25 protein-coding genes, 1 tRNA gene and 3 pseudogenes are annotated in these 25,195 nt (G+C 70.1%); 15 read left to right on the top strand and 14 right to left on the bottom strand.

Annotated features, from left to right (window positions below):
* From FE633_RS12720 to FE633_RS12665, 12 genes and pseudogenes are all read left to right on the top strand, one after another.
* Window positions 1–349: pseudogene (locus FE633_RS12720) on the top strand (NADH-quinone oxidoreductase subunit C); the annotation flags it as partial.
* Window positions 346–1,314 carry a complex I subunit 1/NuoH family protein gene (locus FE633_RS12715; protein WP_138045217.1) on the top strand — a complete coding sequence of 323 codons (969 nt, stop codon included), beginning with the start codon at window positions 346–348 and terminating at the stop codon, window positions 1,312–1,314. The pseudogene FE633_RS12720 and the gene FE633_RS12715, both read left to right, overlap by 4 nt.
* A gap of 2 nt (window positions 1,315–1,316) precedes the next feature.
* Complete coding sequence (locus tag FE633_RS12710) at window positions 1,317–2,000, top strand: NuoI/complex I 23 kDa subunit family protein (RefSeq protein ID WP_138045216.1); 684 nt, start codon at window positions 1,317–1,319, stop codon at window positions 1,998–2,000.
* Entirely contained in the window at window positions 1,997–2,671 is a 675-nt protein-coding gene (locus FE633_RS12705; RefSeq protein ID WP_425473173.1) for an NADH-quinone oxidoreductase subunit J family protein, read from the top strand. The genes FE633_RS12710 and FE633_RS12705 overlap by 4 nt, the downstream gene beginning before the upstream one ends.
* The gene (nuoK, locus tag FE633_RS12700) at window positions 2,671–3,048 is read left to right on the top strand and encodes an NADH-quinone oxidoreductase subunit NuoK (RefSeq protein ID WP_138045215.1); all 378 of its coding nucleotides are present in this window, start codon (window positions 2,671–2,673) and stop codon (window positions 3,046–3,048) included. Before FE633_RS12705 ends, nuoK begins: the two co-directional genes overlap by 1 nt.
* On the top strand, window positions 3,045–5,036 hold the full coding sequence (locus tag FE633_RS12695; RefSeq protein WP_138045214.1) for an NADH-quinone oxidoreductase subunit 5 family protein: 1,992 nt from the start codon (window positions 3,045–3,047) through the stop codon (window positions 5,034–5,036). The genes nuoK and FE633_RS12695 overlap by 4 nt, the downstream gene beginning before the upstream one ends.
* Before the next feature lie 6 nt (window positions 5,037–5,042).
* Window positions 5,043–6,617, top strand: a complete 1,575-nt coding sequence (locus tag FE633_RS12690) for an NADH-quinone oxidoreductase subunit M (RefSeq protein ID WP_138045213.1) — start codon at window positions 5,043–5,045, stop codon at window positions 6,615–6,617.
* Entirely contained in the window at window positions 6,614–8,131 is a 1,518-nt protein-coding gene (locus FE633_RS12685) for an NADH-quinone oxidoreductase subunit N (RefSeq protein WP_138045212.1), read from the top strand. The genes FE633_RS12690 and FE633_RS12685 overlap by 4 nt, the downstream gene beginning before the upstream one ends.
* 250 nt (window positions 8,132–8,381) lie before the next feature.
* Window positions 8,382–9,245 carry a zinc metalloprotease HtpX gene (gene htpX, locus FE633_RS12680; protein WP_138045211.1) on the top strand — a complete coding sequence of 288 codons (864 nt, stop codon included), beginning with the start codon at window positions 8,382–8,384 and terminating at the stop codon, window positions 9,243–9,245.
* Window positions 9,242–9,637: a YccF domain-containing protein gene (locus FE633_RS12675; RefSeq protein ID WP_138045210.1), complete on the top strand. Its 396-nt coding sequence runs from the start codon at window positions 9,242–9,244 to the stop codon at window positions 9,635–9,637. Before htpX ends, FE633_RS12675 begins: the two co-directional genes overlap by 4 nt.
* 13 nt (window positions 9,638–9,650) lie before the next feature.
* Window positions 9,651–10,787: a barstar family protein gene (locus FE633_RS12670; RefSeq protein WP_138045209.1), complete on the top strand. Its 1,137-nt coding sequence runs from the start codon at window positions 9,651–9,653 to the stop codon at window positions 10,785–10,787.
* Between the two features lie 220 nt (window positions 10,788–11,007).
* Complete coding sequence (locus tag FE633_RS12665) at window positions 11,008–11,274, top strand: GlsB/YeaQ/YmgE family stress response membrane protein (protein WP_119102632.1); 267 nt, start codon at window positions 11,008–11,010, stop codon at window positions 11,272–11,274.
* Between the two features lie 88 nt (window positions 11,275–11,362).
* Here the strand turns inward: FE633_RS12665 and FE633_RS12660 are convergent, their stop codons facing one another.
* Window positions 11,363–11,851 carry a YajQ family cyclic di-GMP-binding protein gene (locus tag FE633_RS12660; RefSeq protein WP_138045208.1) on the bottom strand — a complete coding sequence of 163 codons (489 nt, stop codon included), beginning with the start codon at window positions 11,849–11,851 and terminating at the stop codon, window positions 11,363–11,365.
* Between the two features lie 224 nt (window positions 11,852–12,075).
* Between FE633_RS12660 and FE633_RS12655 the strand changes: the two genes are divergently transcribed.
* Window positions 12,076–12,157, top strand: a tRNA-Tyr gene (locus FE633_RS12655).
* A 163-nt stretch (window positions 12,158–12,320) separates the two neighbouring features.
* Here FE633_RS12655 and FE633_RS12650 read toward each other — a convergent pair.
* The 5 genes and pseudogenes from FE633_RS12650 to FE633_RS12630 all read right to left on the bottom strand — a co-directional run bounded on the left by FE633_RS12650 (window position 12,321) and on the right by FE633_RS12630 (window position 17,412).
* A complete protein-coding gene (locus FE633_RS12650) occupies window positions 12,321–13,688 on the bottom strand; it encodes a tyrosine-type recombinase/integrase (RefSeq protein WP_138045207.1) in 1,368 nt (455 codons plus the stop codon).
* A 68-nt stretch (window positions 13,689–13,756) separates the two neighbouring features.
* The gene (locus tag FE633_RS12645) at window positions 13,757–13,945 is read right to left on the bottom strand and encodes a helix-turn-helix transcriptional regulator (protein ID WP_138045206.1); all 189 of its coding nucleotides are present in this window, start codon (window positions 13,943–13,945) and stop codon (window positions 13,757–13,759) included.
* A 446-nt stretch (window positions 13,946–14,391) separates the two neighbouring features.
* Window positions 14,392–15,863, bottom strand: a pseudogene (locus FE633_RS12640) (ATP-binding protein).
* A gap of 2 nt (window positions 15,864–15,865) precedes the next feature.
* A complete protein-coding gene (locus FE633_RS12635; protein WP_138045205.1) occupies window positions 15,866–16,714 on the bottom strand; it encodes a bifunctional DNA primase/polymerase in 849 nt (282 codons plus the stop codon).
* Window positions 16,711–17,412, bottom strand: coding sequence for a DNA cytosine methyltransferase (locus tag FE633_RS12630; protein ID WP_171059916.1), 702 nt, complete (start codon window positions 17,410–17,412; stop codon window positions 16,711–16,713). Before FE633_RS12630 ends, FE633_RS12635 begins: the two co-directional genes overlap by 4 nt.
* Window positions 17,413–17,682: 270 nt before the next feature.
* On the opposite strand from FE633_RS12630, the gene FE633_RS12625 reads away from it, so the two are divergent.
* Both FE633_RS12625 and FE633_RS12620 read left to right on the top strand, forming a co-directional pair.
* Entirely contained in the window at window positions 17,683–18,663 is a 981-nt protein-coding gene (locus FE633_RS12625; protein ID WP_246113575.1) for an HNH endonuclease, read from the top strand.
* Window positions 18,664–18,673: 10 nt separating this feature from the next.
* Window positions 18,674–19,303 (top strand): HNH endonuclease, encoded by a 630-nt coding sequence (locus FE633_RS12620; RefSeq protein WP_212747209.1) that lies wholly within the window; start codon window positions 18,674–18,676, stop codon window positions 19,301–19,303.
* An 86-nt stretch (window positions 19,304–19,389) separates the two neighbouring features.
* Here FE633_RS12620 and FE633_RS12615 read toward each other — a convergent pair whose 3' ends face one another.
* From FE633_RS12615 to FE633_RS12580, 8 genes and pseudogenes are all read right to left on the bottom strand, one after another.
* Window positions 19,390–19,854 carry a hypothetical protein gene (locus FE633_RS12615; RefSeq protein ID WP_138045202.1) on the bottom strand — a complete coding sequence of 155 codons (465 nt, stop codon included), beginning with the start codon at window positions 19,852–19,854 and terminating at the stop codon, window positions 19,390–19,392.
* A 208-nt stretch (window positions 19,855–20,062) separates the two neighbouring features.
* A complete protein-coding gene (locus FE633_RS12610; protein ID WP_138045201.1) occupies window positions 20,063–22,213 on the bottom strand; it encodes a hypothetical protein in 2,151 nt (716 codons plus the stop codon).
* A complete protein-coding gene (locus FE633_RS12605; protein ID WP_138045200.1) occupies window positions 22,213–22,764 on the bottom strand; it encodes a hypothetical protein in 552 nt (183 codons plus the stop codon). The genes FE633_RS12610 and FE633_RS12605 overlap by 1 nt, the downstream gene beginning before the upstream one ends.
* Complete coding sequence (locus FE633_RS12600) at window positions 22,761–23,033, bottom strand: hypothetical protein (RefSeq protein WP_138045199.1); 273 nt, start codon at window positions 23,031–23,033, stop codon at window positions 22,761–22,763. Before FE633_RS12600 ends, FE633_RS12605 begins: the two co-directional genes overlap by 4 nt.
* Before the next feature lie 12 nt (window positions 23,034–23,045).
* The gene (locus FE633_RS12595) at window positions 23,046–23,528 is read right to left on the bottom strand and encodes a hypothetical protein (protein ID WP_342791166.1); all 483 of its coding nucleotides are present in this window, start codon (window positions 23,526–23,528) and stop codon (window positions 23,046–23,048) included.
* Between the two features lie 53 nt (window positions 23,529–23,581).
* On the bottom strand, window positions 23,582–23,923 hold the full coding sequence (locus FE633_RS12590) for an RRQRL motif-containing zinc-binding protein (protein WP_138045197.1): 342 nt from the start codon (window positions 23,921–23,923) through the stop codon (window positions 23,582–23,584).
* Window positions 23,923–24,929: pseudogene (locus FE633_RS12585) on the bottom strand (DUF2637 domain-containing protein). Before FE633_RS12585 ends, FE633_RS12590 begins: the two are co-directional and overlap by 1 nt.
* A complete protein-coding gene (locus FE633_RS12580) occupies window positions 24,926–25,189 on the bottom strand; it encodes a DUF6303 family protein (RefSeq protein ID WP_246113574.1) in 264 nt (87 codons plus the stop codon). Before FE633_RS12580 ends, FE633_RS12585 begins: the two are co-directional and overlap by 4 nt.
* Window positions 25,190–25,195: the final 6 nt, after the last annotated feature.

Raw genomic sequence — 25,195 nt, 5'->3', positions numbered from 1 at the left:
CCGGGCTCGCAGCGTGAGCGAGGGCTCGGCGAGCCGGCGGACCGAGGGCGATGCCGAGGCGGCCGGCGGCGAGCAGTCCGGCGGCGAGCAGTCCGGTGGCGACCGGCCCACCCGCCCGGCGCGCGGCGACCGCAGCACGGACGCTCCCTGGCATCACGCGCGCCCCGCCTTCGACGGCGCCGAGCAGAACGACGAACCCAAGGATCCTCCAGCGCCGGAACCCCCCTCGGAAGCTTCCGAGACCTCCGAGACCTCCGAGACCTCCGAACCTTCCGAGACGCCCGAAGCTCGCACCACCGACGACACCACCCCGGCCACGGACGAAAACCCCCCAGGAGGCCCGCAGTGAACGACGTGCTCGACGTCACCCTGCGACTTCTGATCGTCTTCGCCGTGTTCCTCACGTTCCCGCTGATCGTCGGTCAGACCGAGCACAAGGTGATGGCCCACATGCAGGGCCGCCTCGGCCCCATGTACGCCGGCGGCTTCCACGGCTGGGCCCAACTCGTCGCGGACGGAGTGAAGTTCGCCCAGAAGGAAGACGTCGTCCCGGCGGGCGCGGACCGCCGCATCTTCCAGCTGGCCCCCGCCGTCGCCCTCCTCCCGTACCTCCTCGTCCTCCTCGCCATCCCCATCGGCCCGGGCGAGGGCGCCGTCGGTGAGGTCATAGACGCGGGCGTCTTCTTCGTCCTCGCCGTGATGGGCGTGGGCGTCCTCGGCTCGCTCATGGCGGGCTGGGCCTCGGCCAACAAGTTCTCCCTCCTCGGCGGCCTCCGCACCGCCGCCCAGCTCCTCGCCTACGAGCTGCCCATGCTGCTCACCGCCGCTTCGGTGGCGATGGCGGCGGGCACGGTCTCGCTCCCCGGCATCGTCGACGCCTTCGAATGGTGGTGGCTGCCCTGGCAGATCGTCGGCGCGATGGTCTTCTTCGTGGCCGGTCTCGCCGAACTCCAGCGCCCTCCCTTCGACATGCCCGTCGCCGACTCGGAGATCATCTTCGGCGCGTACACCGAGTACACCGGCCTGCGCTTCGCTCTCTTCCTCCTCGCCGAGTACGCCGGAATCATCGTCCTGTGCGGCCTGACCACCGTCCTCTTCCTGGGCGGCTGGCACGGCCCGTGGGGTGCCGACGGCCTGGGCTGGGTCTGGACCCTGCTGAAGACCGCGATCCTCGCCTTCGTCGTCATCTGGCTCCGCGTCACCTATCCCCGGCTCCGCGAGGACCAGCTCCAGAAGTTCTCCTGGACCCTCCTCGTGCCCCTCTCCCTCGCCCAGATCGCCCTCACCGGCGTCGTCAAGGTGGTGATCCAGTAGCCATGGCTGAGTCTCTCCCCACCCGGCCCCGCATCCCCGGCTCCGGCCTCGCCAAGGGCCTGGCCGTCACCCTGCGCACGATGACGAAGAAGACCGTCACCAGGCAGTACCCGGACGCCCAGCCCGAACTCCCGCCCCGCACCCGCGGCGTCATCGGCCTCTTCGAGGAGAACTGCACCGTCTGCATGCTGTGCGCCCGCGAGTGCCCGGACTGGTGCATCTACATCGACTCCCACAAGGAGACGGTCCCGCCCGCCGCGCCCGGCGGCCGCGAGCGCAGCCGCAACGTCCTCGACCGCTTCGCCATCGACTTCGCCCTGTGCATGTACTGCGGTATCTGCATCGAGGTGTGTCCTTTCGACGCGCTGTTCTGGTCCCCGGAGTTCGAGTACGCGGAGACCGACATCCACGAACTCACCCACGAACGCGACAGGCTCCGCGAGTGGATGTGGACCGTCCCGGCCCCACCCGCCCTCGACCCCGGCGCCGAGGAGCCCAAGGAGGTCGCCGCCGCCCGCAAGGCCGCCGACAAACTCGCGGCCGAGCAGGCAGCCCAGGCCGAGGCCTCCGCCCCTGCCCCCGCCGACACCGAGGCCTCCGCCCCCGCCGACACCGAGGCTTCCGCTTCCGGCGGGTCCGAGCGCGAAGGCTCCGGCCCGACGGAGCCCGAGGGAGGCGTCTCGTGAGCCTCGCGGTAGCCACGGCCACCTTCACCGGCAGAGCGGCAGCCACAGCGGCCCAGGCGACGACCACCGCCGCCGACACGCAGGGCTTCCTCTCCCCGACCGGCGTCGAGATCGCCTTCATCCTCGTCGGCCTCGTCACCCTCGGCGCGGCCGTCGTCACCGTCACGACCAGGCAACTGGTGCACGCCGCCCTGTGGCTGGTCGTGGCGCTCGGCGGTCTCGCCGTCGAATACCTCCTGCTCACCGCCGAGTTCATCGCCTGGGTGCAGGTCCTCATCTACGTCGGTTCCGTCGTCGTACTCCTCCTCTTCGGTCTGATGCTCACCAAGGCCCCCATCGGCCGCTCCCCGGACGCCGACTCCGGCAACCGCTGGGCCGCCCTGACCGTCGCGGTCGCGGCGGCGGCCGCCCTCGTATGGGTGGTCGTCGACGCCTTCCGGACGACGTGGATCGACCTGGACGGCGCCGCCGCCGGCTCCACCGCGGTCACCGGCGCGAGCCTCTTCCAGAGCTGGGTGCTCCCCTTCGAGGCGCTCTCGGTCCTGCTGCTCGCCGCCCTGGTCGGCGCGATCGTCCTCTCCCGCAAGGCCGCCGCCGACAACGGCTCCGCGGGCAGGACAGCACCCGGCAAGCAGCCCTCGGGCAAGGAACGCAAGGAAGGCGCCCGCTGATGCATCTCGCCTATCCCGCCGTGCTCTCCGCCCTCCTCTTCTGCACGGGCCTGTACGGAGTCCTCGCGCGCCGCAACGCGATCCTGGTCCTGATGTCCGTCGAGCTGATGCTCAACGCCGTCAACCTCAACCTGGTCGCCTTCGACGTCTGGCTCAGCAAGACCGCCCAGGACACCCTGCACTCCGGCCAGGCCCTGACCCTGTTCACCATCGCCATCGCCGCCGCCGAGATCGGCATCGGCCTGGCGATCGTCCTCGCCGTCTACCGCAACCGCGGTACCTCGGACATCGACAAGCTCCGCGACACCGCCGAGACCGACGACGGCCCCGAATCCGCCGCGCCCGCGCCGGCCGAGAAGGCTGAGGCCACCGCGTGACCACCACGACCCTCGCCGTCCTCGTTCCTCTCCTTCCGTTCCTGGGCGCCGCCGCCGGCCTGCTCCTGGGCCGCACGGCCCCCGGGTTCGTACGTCCCCTCGCCGTCCTGCCCTCGCTGGCCGCCCTGGCGCTCGCTGTCCTCGTCGCCGTACGCCAGGGCGGCGACCACGCCGTCGACGCCGCCACCGAGCTCACCCCCACCGGCTCGATCCCCATCGAACTCGCCCTGCACATCGACGGCTTCGCCGCCCTCGTCGCCGTCCTGGTCGGCGTGGTCGCGTCCTGTGTGCAGATCTACTCGACGGGCTATCTGCGCGACGACCCGCGCTACCCCTCGTACGCCGCTCTCGTCTCCCTCTTCACCTCCGCGATGCTGCTCGTCGTCTACTCCGGCGACCTGATCGTGCTGCTGGTCGGCTGGGAGATCATGGGCATCTGCTCGTACTTCCTCGTCGGCCACTACTGGGAGACCCCCGAGGCCCGTGCCGCCTCGATCAAGGCCTTCCTGGTCACCAAGCTCGGCGACATCCCCTTCCTCATCGGCCTGTTCGCCCTCGCCACCGACGCCGGCTCCTTCCGCATCACGAAGGTCCTGGGCGCGGTCGCGAGCGGCGGACTCGACCACCCGACGCTGATCGCCCTGCTGCTCCTGGCCGGTGTGGCGGGCAAGTCGGCGCAGTTCCCGCTCCACACCTGGCTGCCCGACGCGATGGCCGGCCCCACACCCGTCTCCGCGCTGATCCACGCCGCGACGATGGTCGCCGCCGGCGTCTACTTCATCGCCCGGCTCCTCCCGGTCTTCGCCGCCTCCGCGGCAGCGCTGGTCGTCCTCGCCGTCATGGCCGCGGTCACGATGGCCGGCTCGGGGCTCGCCGCGCTCGCCCAGGACGACATCAAGCGCGTCCTCGCGTACTCGACGATCGGGCAGCTCGGCTATATGACCGGCGCCCTCGCCGTCGGCGACCGCGGCGCCGCCGTCTTCCACCTCCTTGCGCACGGCGCCTTCAAGGCGCTGCTGTTCCTCGCGGCGGGCGTGATCATCCACGCCGCCGGCACCAACTCGCTGGCCGCCATGTCCCGCATGAAGGGCCTGCGCGCCCGCGTCCCCGACGCCTACTGGACGATGACCGTGGCGCTCCTCGCCCTCGCCGCGATCCCGCCCTTCAGCGGCTTCTTCTCCAAGGAAGCCGTGCTGGGAGTCGCCGAACACGCCGCCACCGGTCACGCCGAGAACGTGCCCAGCTCGGCAGGCTGGATCGTCCTCGTCGCCGGCCTGGTCACCGCCCTGCTCACCGCCGCGTACGCGATGCGCCTGTGGCTGCTCGCCTTCCGCGGCCACGGAGCCGAGGCACCCGACCACGGCAGGCAGCCCATCGCCATGAACGCCGTGCTGTGGGTGCTCGCCGTCCCGTCGCTCGCCTTCGGGCTCACCACCGGCCTGCTGCCCGACTGGTTCGACGGACACGACCTGACCCCGACGCTCACCACGTCCATGCTCGGTACGGGCATCGCCCTGGTCGGCGGCATCGTCACCTACGGCGCCTGGCGGCACACCACCGCGATGGCCGCCCGCGTACCGCTGGGTGCGGTCGCCGCCCACCCCGAGGGCGACGCGGCACTCGTCGAAGCCGAGGCCATCGCCAGCCACGCGCCCGCATACGGAGACGTGGCGTCCGCACCGGACCCGGCGGACCCCGGACGCTTGCTGCTGGGCCCGCTGCACCGCCACGCCGCTGTCGGCTTCCACCTCGACGCCGTCTACGCGGCGCTCTTCGTCCGCCCGGTCCAGGCCGGAGCCACACTCGTCCGGTTCCTCGACCGCGAGGTCGTCGACACCTACGTACGCGGCGCGGGCGAGCTGCCCCGCCTGCTCGGCGCGGCGGTCCGGCGTGCCCAGACCGGCAATGTGCAGACCTATGTGAGCGCACTGCTCGCCGGCACCGTCGTCCTGGCGGTCGCCGCCCTCCTAGTCGCCACGGGAGCGTGAGCGGGCGTGATCGATATCAGCGAGTCCGTGATGCAGTTCCTTCTGGCGTTCGTCGTCGTCGGCCCGCTCCTCGGCGCGGCCGCCGCTCTCCTGCCCGCCCCGCCGGGACTGAAGGGGAAGTCGCCCGAACAGGCGGTGCTGCGGCACGGGGTGACCGTCACCGGCGCCGTGCTCATCGCCGCGATCGTCCTGGCGCTCGGCTTCGACCACGACCAGCCGTCGAAGATGCAGGCCACGACGGACATCAGCTGGATCCCCGCGCTGGACGTGCGGATCCACCTCGGCACCGACGGCATTTCCCTCCCCCTTCTGGTCCTGACCGCGCTGCTGACCTTCCTCTGCGCGCTGTACTCCTACTTCAAAACGCCTGCGGGCCCGACCCCGAAGGCCTTCGTCGCACTGCTGCTCGTCCTCGAGTCCGGCACCCTCGCGACCTTCGCCGTCCTCGACCTTCTGCTCTTCTTCCTCGCGTTCGAGATGGTGCTCATCCCGATGTACTTCCTCATCGCCCGCTGGGGCGGTGAGCAACGGACCCGAGCCGCTTGGAAGTTCATCCTCTACACACTGCTCGGCTCGGTCGTCATGCTGCTGGGCCTGCTCCTCGTCGGGCTCAAGTCCGGCACATTCGACATGGTGGCACTCGCCACTGACAACGGCCGGTCGCTGACCACATCCGTGCAGGTCATCGCCGTTTTGGCGATCGGAATCGGGCTCGCGGTCAAGACGCCGATGTGGCCGTTGCACAGCTGGCTGCCGGACGCGCACACCGCCGCACCGACCATCGGTTCGGTCCTGCTGGCCGGTGTTCTGCTCAAGATGGGTACGTACGGGTTCGTGCGCATTCTGCTGCCCGTCGCTCCGGACGGCATGCGGACCTTCGCGCCCTACCTCGCCGCCTTCGCCGTCGTCGGGATCATCTACGGATCCCTCGCCTGTCTGGCCCTCGCCAAGCAGGGCGCGAAGGGCGACCTCAAGCGCCTCATCGCCTACTCCTCCGTCGGCCACATGGGCTTCGTACTCCTCGGCATCGCCACGATGACCCCCACCGGCGTGAACGGCGCACTCTTCGCGAACATCGCCCACGGCCTCATCACCGGCCTGCTGTTCTTCCTGGTCGGCGCGCTCAAGGACCGTACGGGCACAACGGACCTCGACACGCTCGCGGAGAAGACCGGCGCCGCCCTCTACGGCAAGGCCCCGCGCCTCGGCGGCCTGCTCGCCTTCGGTGCCGTCGCCTCGCTCGGCCTGCCGGGCCTCGCCGGATTCTGGGGCGAAATGCTGGCCCTGTTCGGCGCGTTCGATCCCGCGGACGACCTCAGCCGCCCCACGTTCCTGACCTTCATGGCGATCGCCGCGTTCGGCACCCTGCTCACTGCCGCGTACATGCTCATCGTGGTGCGCCGCGTCTGCATGGGCGCGGTCCCGCAGGAGGGGCCCAAGCTCGCGGACGTCCAGACCTACGAGTTCGCCGCCTGGACCCCGCTCGTCGTCCTCACCGTCGTCGCCGGACTCTGGCCCAAGGCCCTCCTCGGGCTGACCGACCCGGCCGTGCAGCAACTCCTCGCAGGAGGCACCCGATGAGCCCCCTGGCCCAGTCCCAGTCCCTGGTCCAGTCCGTCGACTGGCTCGCGATCGCTCCACCCACCATCGCGGCGGTCGTCGGCCTCGTGGTGCTCGTAGCCGACCTCTTCGTGGGCGACGCCAAGAAGCACCTGCTCGGCTGGGTCTCCGTCGCGGGACTCGCAGCCTCCACTCTGATGCTGCTGCCGCTCCTGGACGGCGACCGCTCCACCTTCTGCCTGTCGGGCAACGGGGACGTCTGCAGCTACACGGCCGACCGGTTCACGCTCGTCATCCAGTTCCTGGTCCTCGGCGGAGCGCTCCTGGCGGCCCTTCTCTCCGTCACCGCCCTGAAGGACGCCAAAAGGGAACTCCCCGAAGGGGAGTTCTGGTTCCTGCTGCTCTCTTCGGCAGCCGGCGCCGCCCTGCTGCCCGCCTCACGCGACCTGGCGACCCTCATCGTCGCCCTGGAAGTCGCCTCACTGCCCGCCTTCGCCCTCGTCGGCATAAAACGCGGCGACAGGAAGTCCTCCGAAGCGGCCCTGAAGTTCTTCCTGTCCTCGGTCACCGCGACCGCAGTGAGCCTCATGGGCGTCAGCTTCGTCTACGCGTCCACCGGCACCCTGTACCTCACCCAGATCGCCACCAAGATCCAGGACGTCGACGGACAACTGCACACGCTCACCCAGGCGGGCGTCGTCCTCACCTTGGTCGGCTTCGCCTTCAAAACGGCCGCCGTGCCCTTCCACTTCTGGGTGCCCGACACCTACGTAGGGGCGCCCCTGCCGGTCGCCGCCTACTTGTCGGTCGTTGGCAAGGCGGTCGGCTTCACCGGGCTGATCCTCGTCACCGTGATCGCCCTCCCGTCGTACGCGGACGTCTGGGGCCCGGCACTCGCCGTCCTCGCCGCGCTCACCATGACGGTCGGCAACGCCGCCGCCCTGCGGCAGCAGGCCACGCGCGCGTACAGCGCGGTACGCCTGCTCGCCTGGTCCTCCGTCGGCCAGGCCGGCTACCTCCTGGTGCCGATCGCCGCCGCCGCGTACTCCCAGGACGCCGAGAGAGCCATCGGCTCCACCGTCGCGTACGCCCTGATGTACGGCGCCGTGAACCTCGGTGCCTTCGCCGTGGCCGCCCTGGTGGCCCGTACCAAACCGCTGAACCGCATCAGCGACTACCGCGGCCTGTACGCCTCGCGTCCTCTCTCCGCGCTCGTCCTGGGCTTCTTCCTGCTCTGCCTCGCGGGACTGCCGCCAGGCATCATCGGCCTCTTCGCGAAGGTCACCGTCTTCTCGGCGGCCGTGGACGCCGGCCTCGGCTGGCTCGCCGTGGTCATGGCCGTCAACGTCGTGATCGCGCTCTTCTACTACCTCCAATGGACGGCGCTCCTGTTCCGCGCCCCCGAAGGCGAGACCGAGACGCACCGCGTCCCGGCCCCGCTGACCGCCGCGATCGCGCTGACCGCGGTCCTTGGAGTCGTCCTCTCCGGCGCACCCCAGCTGGTCCTGCGATTCTCGGACACCGGCCTGTTCTGAGCCGCTGACCGCATCCCGCACACGCGCGTGGGCCACCCGAACCACACGCGACCCGCACGCGCGCGTACCGGACGATGCCTGGCGCCTCACCCGGACGGCCCACGCCCGCCGCCGCGCGCACAAGGGAACTGGAGCCCCCCGCCTGGCGTTGACCAGTGAGGGAGGGTCCACTGGACACGTGGAATCACGAGTCAGTGGCAGACATCAGCAAGCGAAGGGTTCCCCTGCCGCACGACTTGGAGGGCGTACCGTGCACCGCCGGCACAACGGGCTCAGGACCGCCGTACTCCTCGGGGGACTGTCCGCACTCATCATCGTCATCGGCAGCTTCTTCGGGCGTACCGGCCTCATCGTCGCGCTGGTCATCGCGATCGGCACCAACGCGTACGCGTACTGGAACAGCGACAAGCTGGCGCTACGCGCGATGCGCGCGCGCCCGGTGAGCGAGTTCGAGGCCCCGGCTCTGTACAGGATGGTCCGCGAGCTCTCCACCCAGGCCCGCCAGCCCATGCCGCGCCTGTACATCTCCCCGACCGAGGCCCCCAACGCGTTCGCGACAGGCCGCAACCCGCGCAACGCGGCCGTGTGCTGCACCGAGGGCATCCTGCGCATCCTGGACGAGCGTGAGCTGCGCGGCGTCATCAGCCACGAGCTGAGCCACGTCTACAACCGCGACATCCTGATCTCGTCGGTCGCCGGAGCCCTCGCTTCCGTGATCATGTTCCTGGTCAACTTCGCCTGGCTGATCCCGATCGGCCGATCCAACGACGACGACGGCCCCGGCATCCTCGGCATGCTGATGATCATGATCCTGGGTCCGCTCGCCGCATCCCTGATCCAGCTGGCCATCAGCCGCTCCAGGGAATACGAGGCCGATGCGTCCGGCGCCCAGCTGACCGGCGACCCGCTGGCGCTCGCGAGCGCCCTGCGCAAGCTCGAGGCGGGCACGAAACAGCTTCCGCTGCCCCCCGAGCCGCGCCTCGAGACCGCAAGCCACATGATGATCGCCAACCCCTTCCGCCCGGGCCAGGGGATGTCCAAGATGTTCTCCACGCACCCGCCGATGGCGGAGCGGATTGCCCGGCTCGAACAGATGGCAGGTCGACACCAGTGAAGACAATCCTGAACGTCATATGGCTCTTCCTGAGCGGATTCTGGCTGTTCCTCGGCTACTTGTTCGCGGGCGTGCTGCTCTGCATCACGATCATCGGAATTCCGTTTGGCATCGCGGCATTCCGTATCGGCGTCTACGCCCTGTGGCCGTTCGGCTATACGACGGTCGAGCGCTCCGGTGCGGGCGCGCCCTCCTTCATCGGCAACATCCTGTGGGTGGTCCTCGCGGGCTGGTGGCTCGCCCTTGCCCACATCGTCACCGGCCTCCTCCAGTGCATCACGATCATCGGCATCCCCCTGGGGATCGCCAACTTCAAACTGATCCCGGTCTCGCTGTTCCCCTTGGGGCGCGAAATCGTGCGTACGGACCAGCCGTTCGCGTCGCGCTGGTAGAGCGGCGCCGGGGGTGCGGCAGCCGAAGTACGCCCTGGCGGCGTATGACATCGACGCCGAGGAGGACGACGTCTGGGCCCTCTGCGCGGACGCCGAGAACCTCTTCGGCGATCCGCGGCCCCCGACGCGCCGGACGTACGAACTGCTCGGCTGCGCGCCCGAAGGCGGGTTGAGTACCGCCCTCACACGCGCGCGTGCCGCGGGTTCCGCGCCCCTCGGCTTCCTCGCCCTGGAGATACTCGGCAAGAAGGGCGAGCGCGTCGAAGAGTGGTACCTGGAGGACGTACGGGTCCTCGGCGACCGCCCGTGCGCGCGTGACCTGTCGCGGCGCGACATCACGATCGAAGCCCGCGAGTCCCCGCACAACGCGTTCGACTATCCGCAGTGCCCGCCGCTCTCCCCGGGCTACCGGCTGCGGGGCGCGCGGAACGAGCCGAGCGGCAGCTGCCGGGACTTGGCGTACGTCCAGAACCAGCCGGACCTCGTCGAACCGTCCGTGCGGCTGCTCGGCTGTTCCCCGCGCGGAGCCCTGCGCACGGCGCTGGACGCGGGGGAGGAGGACCTCGGCCACGCCAAGCTGGTACGCCTCGACGCGACCGGCCGCACCGTCCAGTCCGCCGTCGAGGGCGAGCTCATCGCATGGATCCCGTCCGGTCGTGGCCGCGGCCTGGTGGACCTCACGCTGGAACCCTGGTCCGAGCGGCCGCCGGCCGCGGCCCAGGAGGTCTGGGGGCTGTGGGACGAGGGGCGCCCGTCCGAGCCCAACCTGTGGGCGCGGTGCGGCGAGGCGGGCCGCGGCTTCTGGCTCGACACCGCTCGGGAGAACCGAGACGCGTCCGCACCCGACGCGCCGCCCGGCACCACGTATCACCTCGACGGGCGGCACATCACCGACCAGGCCGGCTTCTTCTGTGCGCTCGGCGAAGCCGTCAACGGCCCCGGTGGGTACTTCGGCTGGGGCCTCAGCGCCCTCGACGACTGCCTCCGCGGCCGCTGGGGTGCCAGGTGGCCCTTCAGCCTGGTCTGGCACGAGGCGCAGGTCGCCCGCCTCTGCCTCGGCCTCACTCCGCGCACCGGCGACCGTCCGGCGACCTTCGAGGAGTTGCTCGAATTCCTTGCGGCCGGTGGCATCGACGTCCGGCTCGCCTGAGCGCCGACGGGGTTGTGGACGGGTTGTCCACGTCACTGATCAGTGCAACCGGCCGACGCCGCCACGGCGTCCTTCCCAGCGACAACACGTACGAACAGAGGCAAGAACCGCGGCACAGGCGCCGGCACAGCCGTGAACAGCGACACGAGAGCGGCAAGAACACAGCCTGGCGAGAGCAAGATCACAGCACAGGTACAGCACAGAAGGGCAGGTTCACGGCATGGGCATCATCAGCTGGATCATTCTGGGGCTGCTGGCCGGAGCCATCGCCAAGTTCCTGCTGCCGGGCCGTGACCCGGGCGGCTTCATCGGCACGACCCTCATCGGCATCGCGGGCGCGTTCATCGGCGGCTGGATATCCGCCCGCTGGCTGGACCACCCGATCACCAAGGAGTTCTACGACGGCGCGACCTGGGCCGCCGCGATCGGCGGCTCGCTCGCCCTCCTGATCGTCTACCGCCTCCTGTTCGGCAACTCGCGCAACTGAGCGCATCCCCTGGGACCGCAGCCAGCAGGCAGGAAGGGTGGGCACCGTCGGGTGCCCACCCTTCCTGGTACGCGCAACGAGCGCGAGATCACCGGTAGTTGACGAACTGCAGGGCGAAGTCGAAGTCCTGGCCCTTCAGCAGGGAGATCACGGCCTGCAGGTCGTCGCGGCTCTTCGAGCTGACCCGCAGCTCGTCACCCTGCACCTGGGCCTTCACGCCCTTCGGGCCCTCGTCGCGAATGATCTTCGCGACCTTCTTCGCGTTCTCCTGAGAGATTCCCTCCTCGATCGAGGCGAAGATCTTGTACTCCTTGCCGGAGAGCTGCGGCTCGCCCGCGTCCAGCGCCTTGAGGGAGATGCCGCGCTTGATCAGCTTGGACTGGAAGACGTCGAGGATGGCCTTGACCCGATCCTCGGAGTTCGCCTCCATCAGGATCTTCTCGCCGGACCAGGAGATGGAGGCGCCCACGTTCTTGAAGTCGTAGCGCTGGGAGATCTCTTTGGCGGCCTGGTTGAGGGCGTTGTCGACCTCCTGCCGCTCGACCTTCGAGACGATGTCGAAACTGGAGTCGGCCATGTCCTGTGGCTCCTTGTATCGGGGTGCGTATCGAGTGCGTGTCGGCGTGCGTGGGGTGGCCGCCGAGCCCGGCACAATGCCCGGGCCGCATCCGCATAAGCCTAGCCACCCACGACCCCCCGAGCGCCGATCAACCGGGTGGCGAAGCACCCCTGGGCATCGGGTATCGTTTACGTCGTTGCCACGGAGCACCGCCAAAAGGCGGTTCGACGGGCAGCGACCCCGGCGGTGTGCCCGAGCGGCCAAAGGGAGCAGACTGTAAATCTGCCGGCTCAGCCTTCCCAGGTTCGAATCCTGGCGCCGCCACAAGACCAAAAGGGTCTGTGACCAGCAGCAATGCTGATCGCAGACCCTTTCGGCGTTCACGGGCCCGACCTGATCGTTATGGGTGCTTTTTCCCAGTGTGTCTCACCCTGATTCGGGTGCTGACCAGTCCGTGTGGGGCAGGCGTGGGGCAGCTTGCGGCCCTTTAGCTGCCGTTCTTCAGCGCCCGCTCGATTCGGGCGTTCGCGGTGGCGGCGCCGCCGTCCAAGCACTTCGCGTAGACCCGGAACAGCACGGCCACGCTATGGCCGGCGCGCGCGGCCACCTCCTGCGGTTCCACCCCAGAGCTGAGCCACGTGGACACGGCGGCATGGCGAAGATCATATGGACGCTTCGCCAGCAGCGACGCGCACTGAGCGGGCGTGAGAGCACGCGCGCGGGCTTCCGCCCACACCTCGCCGTATCCGGTGTCCTGGATGAGCCCGCCGCGTTGCGTCCGGAACAGCCGCCCGTCGGGGGCGGCGCCGTACGCCGTGACGTGCCACCGCAGCAGATTCACGAGATCGGGCGGGATCGGCACCGTGCGAACTGCCTTCCGGGGCCTGTGCTTGAGCCCTCGCCGGTCGTGCGCCTCACCGCTGTCGGTCCAGGCCGACCCCGAGCGCGGACGGGTCTCTCGGAGTCGCAGCGTGCCCCACCCTCGACGGGGCAGGTCGCAGTCCTGGAGGCGGAGACCGATGACTTCCGCCGGCCGTGCCGCCGCGTAGTACATGCAGCCGAAGAACGCGACCAGGCGCCGCCCGCGGGTGCTCTGGGTACGCACGGCATCGAGCAGGGCGAGAGCCTGCCGAGGCTCTGGCACTGAAGCGGGGTCCAGTTCCTCAGCTACCTGCTCCGGAGCCTTCCACTGCGCCTGTGGCAGGGGGTTGTCCGTCAGGCGTCCGGCGTCAACGGCGTAGCCGAGTGAGTTGTGGAAGATGGCCCGCTTCCGGCGGATGGTCGACGCCGCCGCCGTGGTTCCGTCTAGCTTCCTGGTCAGGGCGTCCAGGGCGGCGCGTACCTGCATGCGGTCGGCCAGCGCGGACGTGGGCAGGGACTTCCGCTCGAACCACGCCAGCACGGCGGCCACCTCGTCGGGCGGGTCCTGGTCGCGTCGGCTCACGTTGAATGCCCAGCTATAGAGAGCCGTCCGAACCGTCGTGGCGTCGGCCATGCCCTTGGTGTCCTTGACGAGAGCCGGCGTCACGGTGGCCATGGCTTCCGCGAGCGTCCGGCGAGTCGAGCCGGGGGAGTGCTGCCACTTCATCTCGATGTACTCGCGGGCGTGCTGGTACCAACTCACATCGTTGCGCTGTCGCAGCTCAGAGAGCGGTACCCCGGTGGACTCGTCGAACGGCTCGCCGGCGTGTGCCGCCCGCAGCAGCTCAGCGCGTCGGCCCTCGGCCAGCGTCTTGGTGCGGAACGTCTGAGAGTGCGGAGTCTCACCCGTCTTCCAGCGCAGTTCCGCGGAGGTCTGTCCACGGTCCTTCCGCTGCCGGACGGACCAGATTCGAACGTCGTACGTCTTCCCCATCGGGGGCCTTCCTGCGAACGGGGCCCGGTATGAGCCGAGCCCCGTGGGTGGGTGTTCAGTCGGTGCGATCAGTAGGCGGGAGAGTCCAAGTTGCTGAGCCAGTCGTCCAGGTCGTTGCGGCGGACCCGCAGGTGACCGTTGGGCAGCTTCACGAGTCGCGGCGCCTGCCCACGGGCGCGCATGCGGTAGAAGGCGGCGCGGCTCATGCCGATCTCAGTGAGGACTTCGGGGAGCTTGAGCATCTGCGGGCGGGCCATCGTTGCTACTCCTCGCTTGGTCTGTCTCGGGTCGGGGTGCGTGTGTCCGAGGTTTGGATTTCTGCGTCACAGCGTCACCTGCGTCATTCGCGCGTCTGACCTGCGGGTTTCTGGTGACGCAGAGCGGTGGGGGTGCGTCACCGGTGACGCAGGCTGTCCGTCACAGGTGACGCAGGTGACGCGGCGTGACGCAGCGAAGGGCCGTCTGCGTCACGGCCGTATGCGCAGGTCACCCGGCGTTTTCCGGGCACCCGTGACGCAGGTGACGCAGCGTTCCCTACTTAGGAAAAGGAGAGGGGTGTCTGTGGTGGTGCAGTGCGGCTCAGGGCTGAAGAAGGAGCCGCTTCGCGGCGACCATCGCAGGGCGGCGCCGCCGCCGAACAGCAAGAGGAGCACGCCTGGCCGGTGGTGCTCCTCTTGCTCGTGCGGTCGGGGGGCGGTGCCGGTCAGAACGCCTGCTGCTCGTGCGGGAGCGTGGCCGGCGAGCGGGTCATCTCGATGTAGCGGCCCTCCCTGGTGGGCCCGAGTCGATGAGGACGCCCCGGGCGGCCAGGGTCGGCTGTAGACGCTTGAGCCGGTCGGAGAGGACTTTGCCGGTGGTCGGCCAACCCTTGGGCAGGGGGCGGAAGTCCTCGCCGGTGTAGAGGCGGGTGAGGCAGTGCAGCCACTCCGTGGAGGTCATCCGCTGCTCTGCGCCTGGTTCGATGTCTGCGGCGTGCCGCAGCACGGTCTGTGCCAGAAGGTCACCCTCGATCACGTCGTCGTTCAGGTCGTCGAGACTGGCCCGGTAGGCGGTGAGAGCTCCGAAACCGGTGGCGGCGTCGAGCTGGGCGCACAGGTGCGCGAAGTCCGCCATGCGCAGGTCGGTGGGGGTCTCCGCCTCGACCGCGCGGACCTTCACCGTGAGGTCCAGGAGAGAGCCGAGGACGATGGGCAGAACCTCCGCGTACTCCGCCCACAGTTCGGCCTCGGTGCGCCGGACGCGGGGGCGTTCCAGGCGCAGCGGCAGGAGCCGTTCCGCGAGGTCGGGGCGGATGACGCCCACGTCGATGCCGGTCAGGAGCAGGGGGCGGCGGTAGCGGGCGCGGAACACGTCTCCGTCGGTGAAGAGAGCGCGTTTGACGTTCTCAGCTCCGGTGACGACGCAGCACATGGCGTCGGACAGGTCCGGGGTCATGTGGGAGAGGTTGTCCAGCGCGGTGACCCATCCGGCGGCCACCGCCGCGATCAGGTTTTCCTCATCCTTGGGGGCGCGGCGCAGGTCGCCGCTCATGCCCTCGATGATCCGGATGAGCATGCGCCCGCCGGTGGATTTGCCGGCGCCCTGGGGGCCGGTCAGGAAGGGGGCGGGGACGGGCACGGAGGGCCCTAGGCAGCCGATGAGCCAGGCGATGGCCAGGCACTCCGTCTCGGCGTTGGCGAAGTTGCACAGCCGCAGTAGGAGATCGATGCCCTTGCCGTCGGTGTCCTTGGCGGGCAGGGGCAGTTCGCCGGTGAGCTGGGTGCGCCGCCAGCACACCTCGCGCGGGTCGGGGATGGCGATGTCCCAGCCGTTGGGGTGGATACGGACGGACTGCCCGTCGTTGCGGCCCAGGTCCAGCCACGTCGCGCCGTCGAATCCGGGGGCAACGCGGATGTGGACGGGCTGCACGTCCTCGGTCAGCGCGAGTGCTTCGATCAAGTCGAGCGCTTCCTTGAGTGCGGTGCCGTTGAATACGCCGTGCCCATCGCGAAAGAGGCCGACCATGAGTTCCTGCCGATGACTGCCCGTCGTGCCCTGGGAGCGGATCGGGCGGGCCACGGGGTGGCCGTTCTTCTGCGCGTACACGGTTCCGTCGGCGGTGCGGAAGTATCGGAAGTGCGCCTGTGCGTAGTCGGTGATGACCTCGCGGGCCGGGTTCTTTTCGTCGTCGGACATGGTCACAGTCCCAACCGGGTGCGGGCGTTGGTCCACGCGTCGGTGCAGTGCCGGGGCGATTCGCCCTTGGTCTGCGAGGCGGTGAACAGTCGCGCGATGTGGGCGTCGGTGAGGCAGCCGCACCGACCGTGGGCAGACAGCACGGCGAGGAACGTCTGGTAGACGGTGGTGTGAATCGCCTCGCGGGCCTTGGTGATGCGCTGCTCTGCCATGGCGATGCCACGCTCTAGGTAGGCGGGCGTGCGGTGACGGCACTCTCCGCCCCCGGTCCATTCGGGCACGGTGACGGCCTGAGGCGCCGATTGGACCGTGGAGGGTTCTCTCACGGCCAGCGCGCGCACAACCGCTGGCAGCGCCGTCATGGTGCCGGTGCCGGGAGCGAGCCAACGTGCGTAGGCCATCGTCGACTTGATGTCGACGCCTTCACGGACAGCGTTCACGGAGCGCATGACGCCCTGGTAGATCCAGTGCTCGCCGCGCGTCGTGGTGACGGTGCGGGTGGCGGGCAGCGTCTCGCGGGCCCACGCGACGGCCGCCTTGTTGTCGAGGTCGACGACGGTGAGGCCGGCGCCGCCGGGGTGGTAGGCCACCGCTGCCGCGTCGCGCCACGCCCGCGCCCATTCCCGGGAGCGCAGGACGGTGGGGTCGGTGGTGGCGGCGGCCCATCCGTGGCACGGGCGGGGGCAGGCGCAGGGCCCGGCGTGCTTCATGTTCGGCCGACCGCCGCACGCGTTCCGGGCGCAGGCGTGGCAGTTGCCGAACGGCACCTTCCCAGGCCGTAGCGGCAGCACCGGCACGCCGACCGCCGTTAGGTGGATCGCGGTGTTCAGGTGGGTGGGAGTGGTGGTCATGCGGCGGTCCTCCCTTGCACGGCGAGGAACTGGGTGGCGATCCAGTGGGCGTAGGCGGGTGGGATGGCCTCGCAGACGCCTCGGATGGTGGTGATCCACGGGGTGCCCATGGCCTGGGCGGCGGCGCGCTGCCAAGCCTTGGAGTGGCGGCCGCCGGTGATGGTCATGAACGGCCGCTCGGAGGTGGGCAGGTAGCCGTTGCGGGTGCAGCGCGCCACGTGCGCCGGATGGGCCGGGGCGGTGAGCGGGAACGACGTCTCGAACAGGCGGTGGCGATACAGAGGCAGGCCGAACATGGGCCCGCACAGGGTGATGGGGGCGCGCATCTGCCAGCCGGCGGCCGGCACGTTCTCCATCACGTACGGCTTGCCGACCTCCAGCAGGGCGATGCGGGTGGGGCCGATCAGGCGGGGATAGGTCTTCTTGTTGTAGGCGTTGAGCGGGGAGTCGGCCTGGCAGGGTGGGGAGGCGTGGATCAGGTCGTAGTCGTGGCCGTGGGCGCGCAGGTAGTCGATGGCGTCGCCGTGGACGAACGTGAACGGGTACTCCTCGGCGCAGGTGGAGTCCTGGTCGACGCCGACGACGTCGAAGCCGGCCTGGTGGAAGCCCATGGCCATGCCACCGCGATGGCAGTACAGGTCCAACACCCGAGGCCGGCGGTCGGGGCCAGCTGGGCGTAGGGGCGTGGGTTGGGTCATGCTGGAGACCTCCATCAGGTCAGTCCCGTTGGCGGGTGGAGAGAGGGCGGTCGCCGTCTTGTGGTGAGGGGCGGCCGCCCGTGGAAAGTCCCGGCCGTGCGCGGAAGGCGTCGGCGGGGAGCGTGAGGCGGCCTCGCCGGCGGGAGGGCGGGGCCGGGAGAACTCGCGCGGGGCGTTGTCAGTGGGGCCCGCTACGTTGATCACAGGCGCTCGCGCGGGATCGTGGCCGCGCGAGGGCGTGTGGTTCGGTGTGTCTTACGGGAGGGCTTCATGACGGCGTGGTTGGTGCTGGCCAAGGACGGCAGCAAGCGGATCAGCGAGGGCTACGACGACAACCCCGCCACCCACTACAGCTGGGACAGCACCGTCCCCAACCACGCGACCTTGAAGGTCGGTGACGTGATCGCGCTGTGGGACGCCACCGAACTGGCGGGCCTGTCGGTGATCGAGGACATCACGGTCGGCCAGGGCGAGAAGGAGACCCCGTACTGCCTCAAGTGCGGCAAGGCGGATGTGGCCGAGCGCAAGCAGAAGCTGCCCCGGTTCGTGTGCTGGAACCAGGAGTGCAAGCACGAGAACGACAAGGCCGGCTGGAAGAAGAAGGACGTCGTCACCTACCGCAGCCGGCACGAGGCCGGCTGGATCGACGCGCGCGGCACCCTGAGCGCGCCGCAGCTGCGTGCCCTGTGCGTGAAGCCCGCCTCCCAGAACTCCCTGCGCGAGCTGCGCTTCGACGACTTCCACCACGCCCTCACCCACGGTGGCGTGCCGCTGCCGCTGCGGATCGTCGACACCACCCAGCGGGCGATCGCCGAAGGTCACGGCACGGCCACCATCCGCGTGCGCAAGGGGCAGCCGGCCTTCCGCAAGCACCTGCTGGAGGTGTTCGGCGAGGTGTGCGCGTTCACCGGCCCGGCCCCCGTCCAGGCGCTGGAGGCCGCCCACCTGTACAGCTACGCGGCCAACGGCAAGCACCACAAGGGCGGTGGCCTGTTGCTGCGCCGCGACCTGCACCGCCTGTTCGACCTCGGGCTGATCGCCGTCCACCCGCAAAGCAAGACCCTGCACCTGGACGACTCGCTCAAGGCCTACCCGGACTACGCCAAGCTCGACGGCGCCGTGCTGACGGTGCCCGTGACGGCCGACCACGGGAAGTGGCTGGCCAAGCACTGGGACATGCACCGTCCGAACCTGTCGGCGGCCAGCGTCCCCGGGCAGACCGCCCCCGCTGAGACGACGGTCATCGCCTAGGGACGGCGCCGTGCTGAGTGAAGCCGGCAAGGAGAGCCTGAGCCAGCGGCGGCGGCCCAGGCGCCGCTACTTCCCGCTGTGGGAGGAGTTAGCGGTGCTGACCGCGCACGATGGCCGGTGCGTGTACTGCCTGGCCCCCTCCGAGGTGAAAGACCATGTCATCCCCATCACGCGCGGCGGCGACGACGAGCCTCGCAACCTGGCGCCGGCGTGCAACGCCTGTAACGATGCCAAGGGGGATCGCACGCCGCTGGAGTTCGCCGCCTTGCGACTACACCCCGGCGCATGGAAGCCGGGCGGGCACCCGGGAAATCAGCGATTGGTTGACGAGTTCGACCGGCTCCGGCACGCCTACCCGATGTGGGTGAAGCGGATTGAGTTCACCCAGATCGAGGTGCTCGACGCGCGCCGGCGGGCGTGGTTTCACCACGACCTGCGCAACACCTACTTCAACGCCCCTACGACGCCGACGATCAGGGTGAAGGCCGCGATATGCCGATCCCTGGGCGCGGGCCACACCGCCGCGGCCCAAGCCGCCGGCTGGCCCACTGCAACCTGGCCGCCCTTCCGGGTTCTACAACCGCGTCAGTGGCATCGGCCCGTCTCTGAAAACCCCCGCGACTGGCACAGGGTTCTGTAGACACTCCAAGAGGCCCGCACGGAACGTGGGGGACCAAGGGCGGCCCCGGTTCCTGGCGAGATGAGGGGCCGCCCTTGGCGCGCGGTTCAGCCGTGGAAGTGGCTGCGCTTGATGACGGCCTTGCGGATGTTGACCGTGCTGCCGCCGCTGCGGCCGTTGGTGATGGCGCGGGCGGGCATGCGCCAGGCGAGGACGGCGAGGGCTATCCACATGGCGGCGCCGGAGCCGAACCCGGCGGCGGCGTTGATGACTTCACCCACGGCGTAGCCGACTCCGGCCGCGAGGGCGCCGCCGCCGATGCCGGCGCCGATGAAGCGTTGGGCGACGGGGTCGAGCAGGGGCAGCGGTGTCAGGTCGCGCGGCTCGGTCGCGGGAACCGGGGGCGGGGCGAGGTGCTTGGGCATGGGGACCATGCGCCCGTAGGCGTCGGGCACCCACACCACCGGCTGCGGCTCGGCGTACAGTTCCACCGGCGCCGGGACGGCAGTGTGGGCAGGCTCCAGGGCGTTGGCTGGTGTGGGGGGCTGGTAGGGCTCCAGGGGGTAGTTCACGGTTCCTCCAGGGCAGGCAGAGGCCGCCTCCGACGCGCGATGCGTGGTGACGGTGCGTGATTGTCACGGGGAATGTCACGGCCGCCCGTGACTGTCAGAAGAGGTGATGTCACGCCGATTTCACGTGACTTCCCTATAGGCCCCCGCCCGCTGTGACAGTGAAAGTCACAGCGGGCGTGACAGTGACATCGGTGACTGTGTGTGAGGGTCAGGCGGCCACGGCGATCGGGCGGACGATGGTGTACTCGCCGTGAGCGTCGTGCCGCAGCACGCCCTCATTGACGAGTGCCTTCAGCTCCTTTTGGAGCCAGCCCCGCTTGCGGCCGGCGGCCACGGCGGCGGGGGCCAACTCGCCCGGCTCGAAGGTGAGGTGGTTGGTTGCGGCCCACTGGTCGATCTGGCCGTAGAGGATGGCGCGGGCTTCTTCGGTGGACGGCCGGTCGGCCTGCTCGAAGGTGAGGTCCGTGTCCGGGTCGGCGTCGGGTACGTCGTCCTCCAGGCGGAGGCGGGCGTAGTCGGCGTCCGGCTCCGGGGCGGCCGGGATCTGCGCCATGACGTCGTCGTAGGCGTCCTGCAGTTCCATGGCGGCGGCCTCCTCCAATGCCGGGTCCACAGCGTCCGCGTCCATCTCGTCATCCATGGCGTCCTCGTAGGCGGAGGCGGTGTGGAGCTCTGCGGATGCCGCTGCGACATCATCCGCGGGGGTGTTGGTGCGGTTGGTGCCGCGGTGGGTGCGCTGTTCGTAGGCCAGTCCGGCGGCCCGCGTGGAGACGTCGTCGAGCGGGTCCCGGTAGGGGGCGGCGGCCAGGATCATGGCCCGGATCTGGTCCCGGACGGGCTTGGTCAGGGAGCCGCGGACTTCGGTGGTCCACCGCTTGGGCGGGATGCCGATGCCGGTGGAGTAGGCGTAGCCGGGCCGGTCCGATCCCCAGTCGGGAATCGCGCCGGATTCGGTGACGCGGTCGGGCAGGCAGAAGCTGGCGTCGGAGGCCTCGTCCACGCCGAAGCAGGCCGCGGCCTGAAGGTTGGCGCGCACGTCGGTGGACACGTTCTTCCACGATGCGCGCTGGAGGCTGACCACCAGCCAGATGCCCACCGACCGGGCGGTGCGGGCGATGTTGTCCAGGACGTCGAAGTCGACCGCGTCGGCGGCCTCTTCGATCCACACCACCATCGCGTTCAGCTTGGAATCCGGGGTCCACTGGTCCAACCCCTCTTCGGCCAGTTGGTCACCGCGGGCGGCGATGACGCCGGGGAGGCAGCGCATCATGGCCTTGGCTTCGCGCATGCCGCCGTGCTTGCGGGTGACCAGCCAGTCCACGCCTTCGGCCATGTGCCCGATGGTCTGCGCACCCTTGGACAGGTCGATCAGCCAGATCGATAGCTTGCGCCGGGTCATCAGGTGCGCGAGCACCGCACGGGCGAACTCCGACTTGCCCGAGCCGGTGACGCCCATGACCAGCAGGTGCTGAAGGATCTCGGCAAGGAAGGGGTTGATCCACCAGATCTCTCCGTCCGCATACAGGCCCACCGGGATCGGCTCGGTGGGGAGCAGCCCGAGTTCCTGCGGGGGCTGGAACGGCACCCCGTGCTTGAGCAGGTCCGCCACGCGGGCGGAGAAGGTGCCGTGCCCGGCGTTGTCGGGGTCCTTGTTCACGGTGACCGCGGACGACGGCACATGCAGCGCGGCGGCGATCTTCGGAGCGGCGGCCTGCACGTCCTCCACGGTCTTGCCCGGCAGCGGGAAGACTTCCGCAGTGACCATGCCCTTGCCGTTGCCCTTGGCGTTTTTGACCTGCACCTTCTCCAGGCCGATGGCCTCAGCCAGCTTGCCGAGTCCGCCCTTGTCGGTCTCTTCGGTCTCGTCGTGAGCGTTGCGCATGATCTGCCGCACGTTCCACGATGCGGCGAACAGTCCGCCCCCGAGCAGCCACAGGTCCGTCATCGGGTGCCCGAATGGCCCGGCGGACACGGAGCAGGTCAGCCAGCCCATGCCCGCGGTGACGCTGGCGGTTGCCTGCGCGCGGCGGTAGCGGCGGAACTTGTTGGTGCCGCCGGAGACGGCCCACGTCACCGCGGAGAGCAGGACGCCACCGGCGCCCATGCCGGCGGAGGCGAGCCCGGCGGACAGGGCACTGTCGCCCCACATCTCGTGCACCCCCCACCCGACGGCGGGCGGGAGGACGGCGGCGCCGATCCACGGCGGCAGGTACGGCGCAGCCTTGGCCGCCAGGTGGTTGCCGATGGTGGACAGGATGCCGCCGCCCCCGCCGGTGGGCAGGGTGGCCAGCGCGTAGCCGTGCTGGCCGTCGACGGTGCCACGGCGGGCGGTGCTGTCGACGCGGTCGCGGCGGGCCATCAGTCCTCCCCGATCGTGAACGTCGGGCGGGCGTGCCGGCCGCTGCGCTTCTGCTTGGCCTCCTGCTCCGGCTTGACGAAGTGCCGGTCAAAGGCGTGCGCCATCTTCAGCGCACCGACCCCGAGGGCCTTGGCGGCCTCCGCGGACACCTTCAGGTGGGCGGAGACCAGACGGGCCTTGATCCGGGACTGGGCGCCGAAGGTGTACCACTTGCCCTTGTACTGCGACAGCAGCCCGTTCAGCTCCTCCGCACGCATGCCGAGGATCAGGTACAGCTCCCGTCCGAGGTGGTTGATGGCCTTGGCCAGGGCCAGGATGTCCTTGTCGTTGCGGAACTCGATCCGCTCGATCGCGTAGATCAGCCGGTCGCCCTGGTGCCGGTCGGCCGCCCCGCCCCCGCTGCTGTCGCCGTTGAAGCCGGCGCCCCCGCCGGGGTTGCCATTGTTGTTGGAGCCGAAGTTGACGTTATAGGTGCGTTCCTTGTGGGTGTGCCGGGTCGGTCCGCCCGAGGGGGCGCCGTTGTGCGGCGCACCGTTGGTGGGAGTGGTCACTGGTCCTCCTCGAAGACGAGCGCGTCACCGAGCAGCCGGGACGTGGCGATGTGGTCGACGGTCCATCCGTCGTCGACCGCATCGGCGGCCTGCTCGATGAGCCGGTGAGAAGCCGCGAACCGTGCCGTGACGGCCGCGGCGTACAAGTCGGTCGGCCGCCACCGGGACTGACCCGAGACGGCGTGAATCAGGGCGCCGGCCCACCGGGCCGCCCGCGAGCCGAGAGCCCACGAGCGGTCCAGCAGGCTCGCGCGGCGCGAGCCGAACACGGCCGCCCTCCTTCAGCCCTTGCGGCGGATGACCAGCCACGCCACCTGAGCGGCCACCGTGAAGATCAGCCACAGCGTGAGCAGCGGACCGGCCGCCGGGCCGAACGCGGCGGCCAACGCGAGCCACGTCAGGGCGGAGGTGGCCCCCACGCCCAGACCGAGGCGCCAGAACAGCACCGATCGGCCGGCGGGGCGGCGGAGTATGGCGAACGCCAGCCAGCCCAGCGGGGCGAGGGCCAGCGGGGCCAGGATCAGCCCCGACCACCAAGCCCACCAGTGCAACACGGCGGTCAGCGGCAGCGCCGTGACAGCGAGGGCGACCGGGGCGAGGCTGCGCCGGTGGTCCCACGCGATCAGCGCGAGCCCCGCGGCCATCTCCCGGAGCAGGGAGGGGCGTTCGGGGACGACGACCACGAACGGGTCAGCGCCGCGGCGCCCGCGTTGGCGCGGGATACGGACGGTGGTGGCCCCGGCGGGCTCTTTCTGGGTGCGCACGCGGGAACGGGTACGGCTGGACACAGCGAAACTCCCAGGTGGTTGAGGTGGGTTCAGGCGGCGCGCTGTTCGTCGGTGGGGTAGGCGCAGGGCACGCACATGCCGAGCGAGGTGGGGATGACGTAGTCCGCATCGGTGTGGCACTGCGGGCAGGTGCGGCGGGCGGCGTTGGCCTTGGCGAGCGCCCGCCACTTCGCGGGCGTCATGGGCCGGACTGGCCTGGCCTTGTCGATCCGGTAGAGGTAGGCGACCAGCGGGCCGCGTCGTCGGCGCGGGCGCTCTATCTGCGCCACTACGTCCTGCCCGCCGGGCCGTAGCTCATTGGCGCGGAGTTGACGGCGGGTGGCCAACCCGACCGGCGCCAGGCGCCAGGGGTAGACCGGAAGGGTGGCCATCAGCGGCTCGCAATCGCCAGCTCGGCACCGCCCGTGCCGAGGTTGCGGTGTTCGGCGTAGCGGGTGGAGACCCCCCGACCGACCAGCCGCACAACTCGGCGCCGGCCCGCACCGACAGCGCCGCATCGAACGCGGCGGTCACGATCGCGCGGGCTTCGTCCTCGGGCAGCTTGCCCGCGGCAGGACCGCGCTGGAGCAGGGCGGCGCGTTCACGCGCGGCGCCCTCCTCGCGCTCCTGCTGTTCACGCATCCGGGCTTGTGCACGCTCGCGGGCTTCCCGTGCCGCCCGTTCGGACGCTTCGCGTTCGGTGCGTTCACGCTCCCGCTCGCGCTGTTCACACTCGCGTTCACGGCGTTCATGCTCCTCGCGTTCGGCCGCCTTGCGGGCGGCCCGTTCCTCGCGCTCCTCACGTCGCCGGCGTTCCTCGCGTTCCGCCGCGTCTGCGGCCAGGCGCGCTTCGTGCTCGCGCTGTTCACGGGCCAGCTCGGCGGCGTGCTCGCGTTCCTCGCGTGCCTCCCGGCGGGCGGCCTCCTCTCGCTCACGCGTGGCCTGTTCGGCTGCTTCGCGTTCGGCCCGCCGCTGCGCCTCCAGTGCCGTGACGGCGGCGGTGATGGCGCGGCGGTAGGCAAGCCCGGTCTCGGCGGTGACGATCAGCAGCAGTGGCGCCACGGAGTGGACAGCCACGCCGACCAGGTCTTTCTTCAGTGCGGAGTCGGCTGTGTTCAGGGCGAGCGTCATGGTGCCGGTCATCCACCGCAGCGCCACCGGCCACCGTCCACCGTGCCCGCCCAGCCGGGCGAGCACGGAGTCGAGACGGACCACGATGACAACCGCGGCGTCCACTACGAGTGGCAGGATCGGCGCCGTCCATGCCCACTTGGCTGGGGTGTGGGAAGCCATCAGGGGCGTGACGGTGAGGATCGAGTACAGCATCGCTCCGCACACGATCATCCACGTGCCCACCGACAGCGCGCGCTCCGCTGAACGGATCTGAACAGCGTTCACGCGGTGGCCTCCTCCCGTGAACGCACCCGGACGTAGGCGAGCAGCCGCACGGGCGAGGCGGGGTCGGCGGGGTCCGCGCTGAACTCCGTCCACAGCCATTCGGCACCCGGCACGGGCTCGAAGCCGAGCGCGCTGAGCGCTTGCGTGCGCTCCGTGAACGTCGGCAAATGGTCGGGCTGCTCGAAGCTGTGCTCAGGCCACGCGACCGGGGTGCCCCGCAGAGCCACGAACAGCAGCCACCGGCCGCCGTTCAAAGACATGTGCGC

It is taken from the genome of Streptomyces montanus (genome assembly GCF_005786655.1).
Lineage (GTDB): Bacteria > Actinomycetota > Actinomycetes > Streptomycetales > Streptomycetaceae > Streptomyces > Streptomyces sporangiiformans.
The sequence above is the reverse complement of the archived record's forward strand: the minus strand, read 5'-3'. Positions and strand labels throughout refer to the sequence as shown.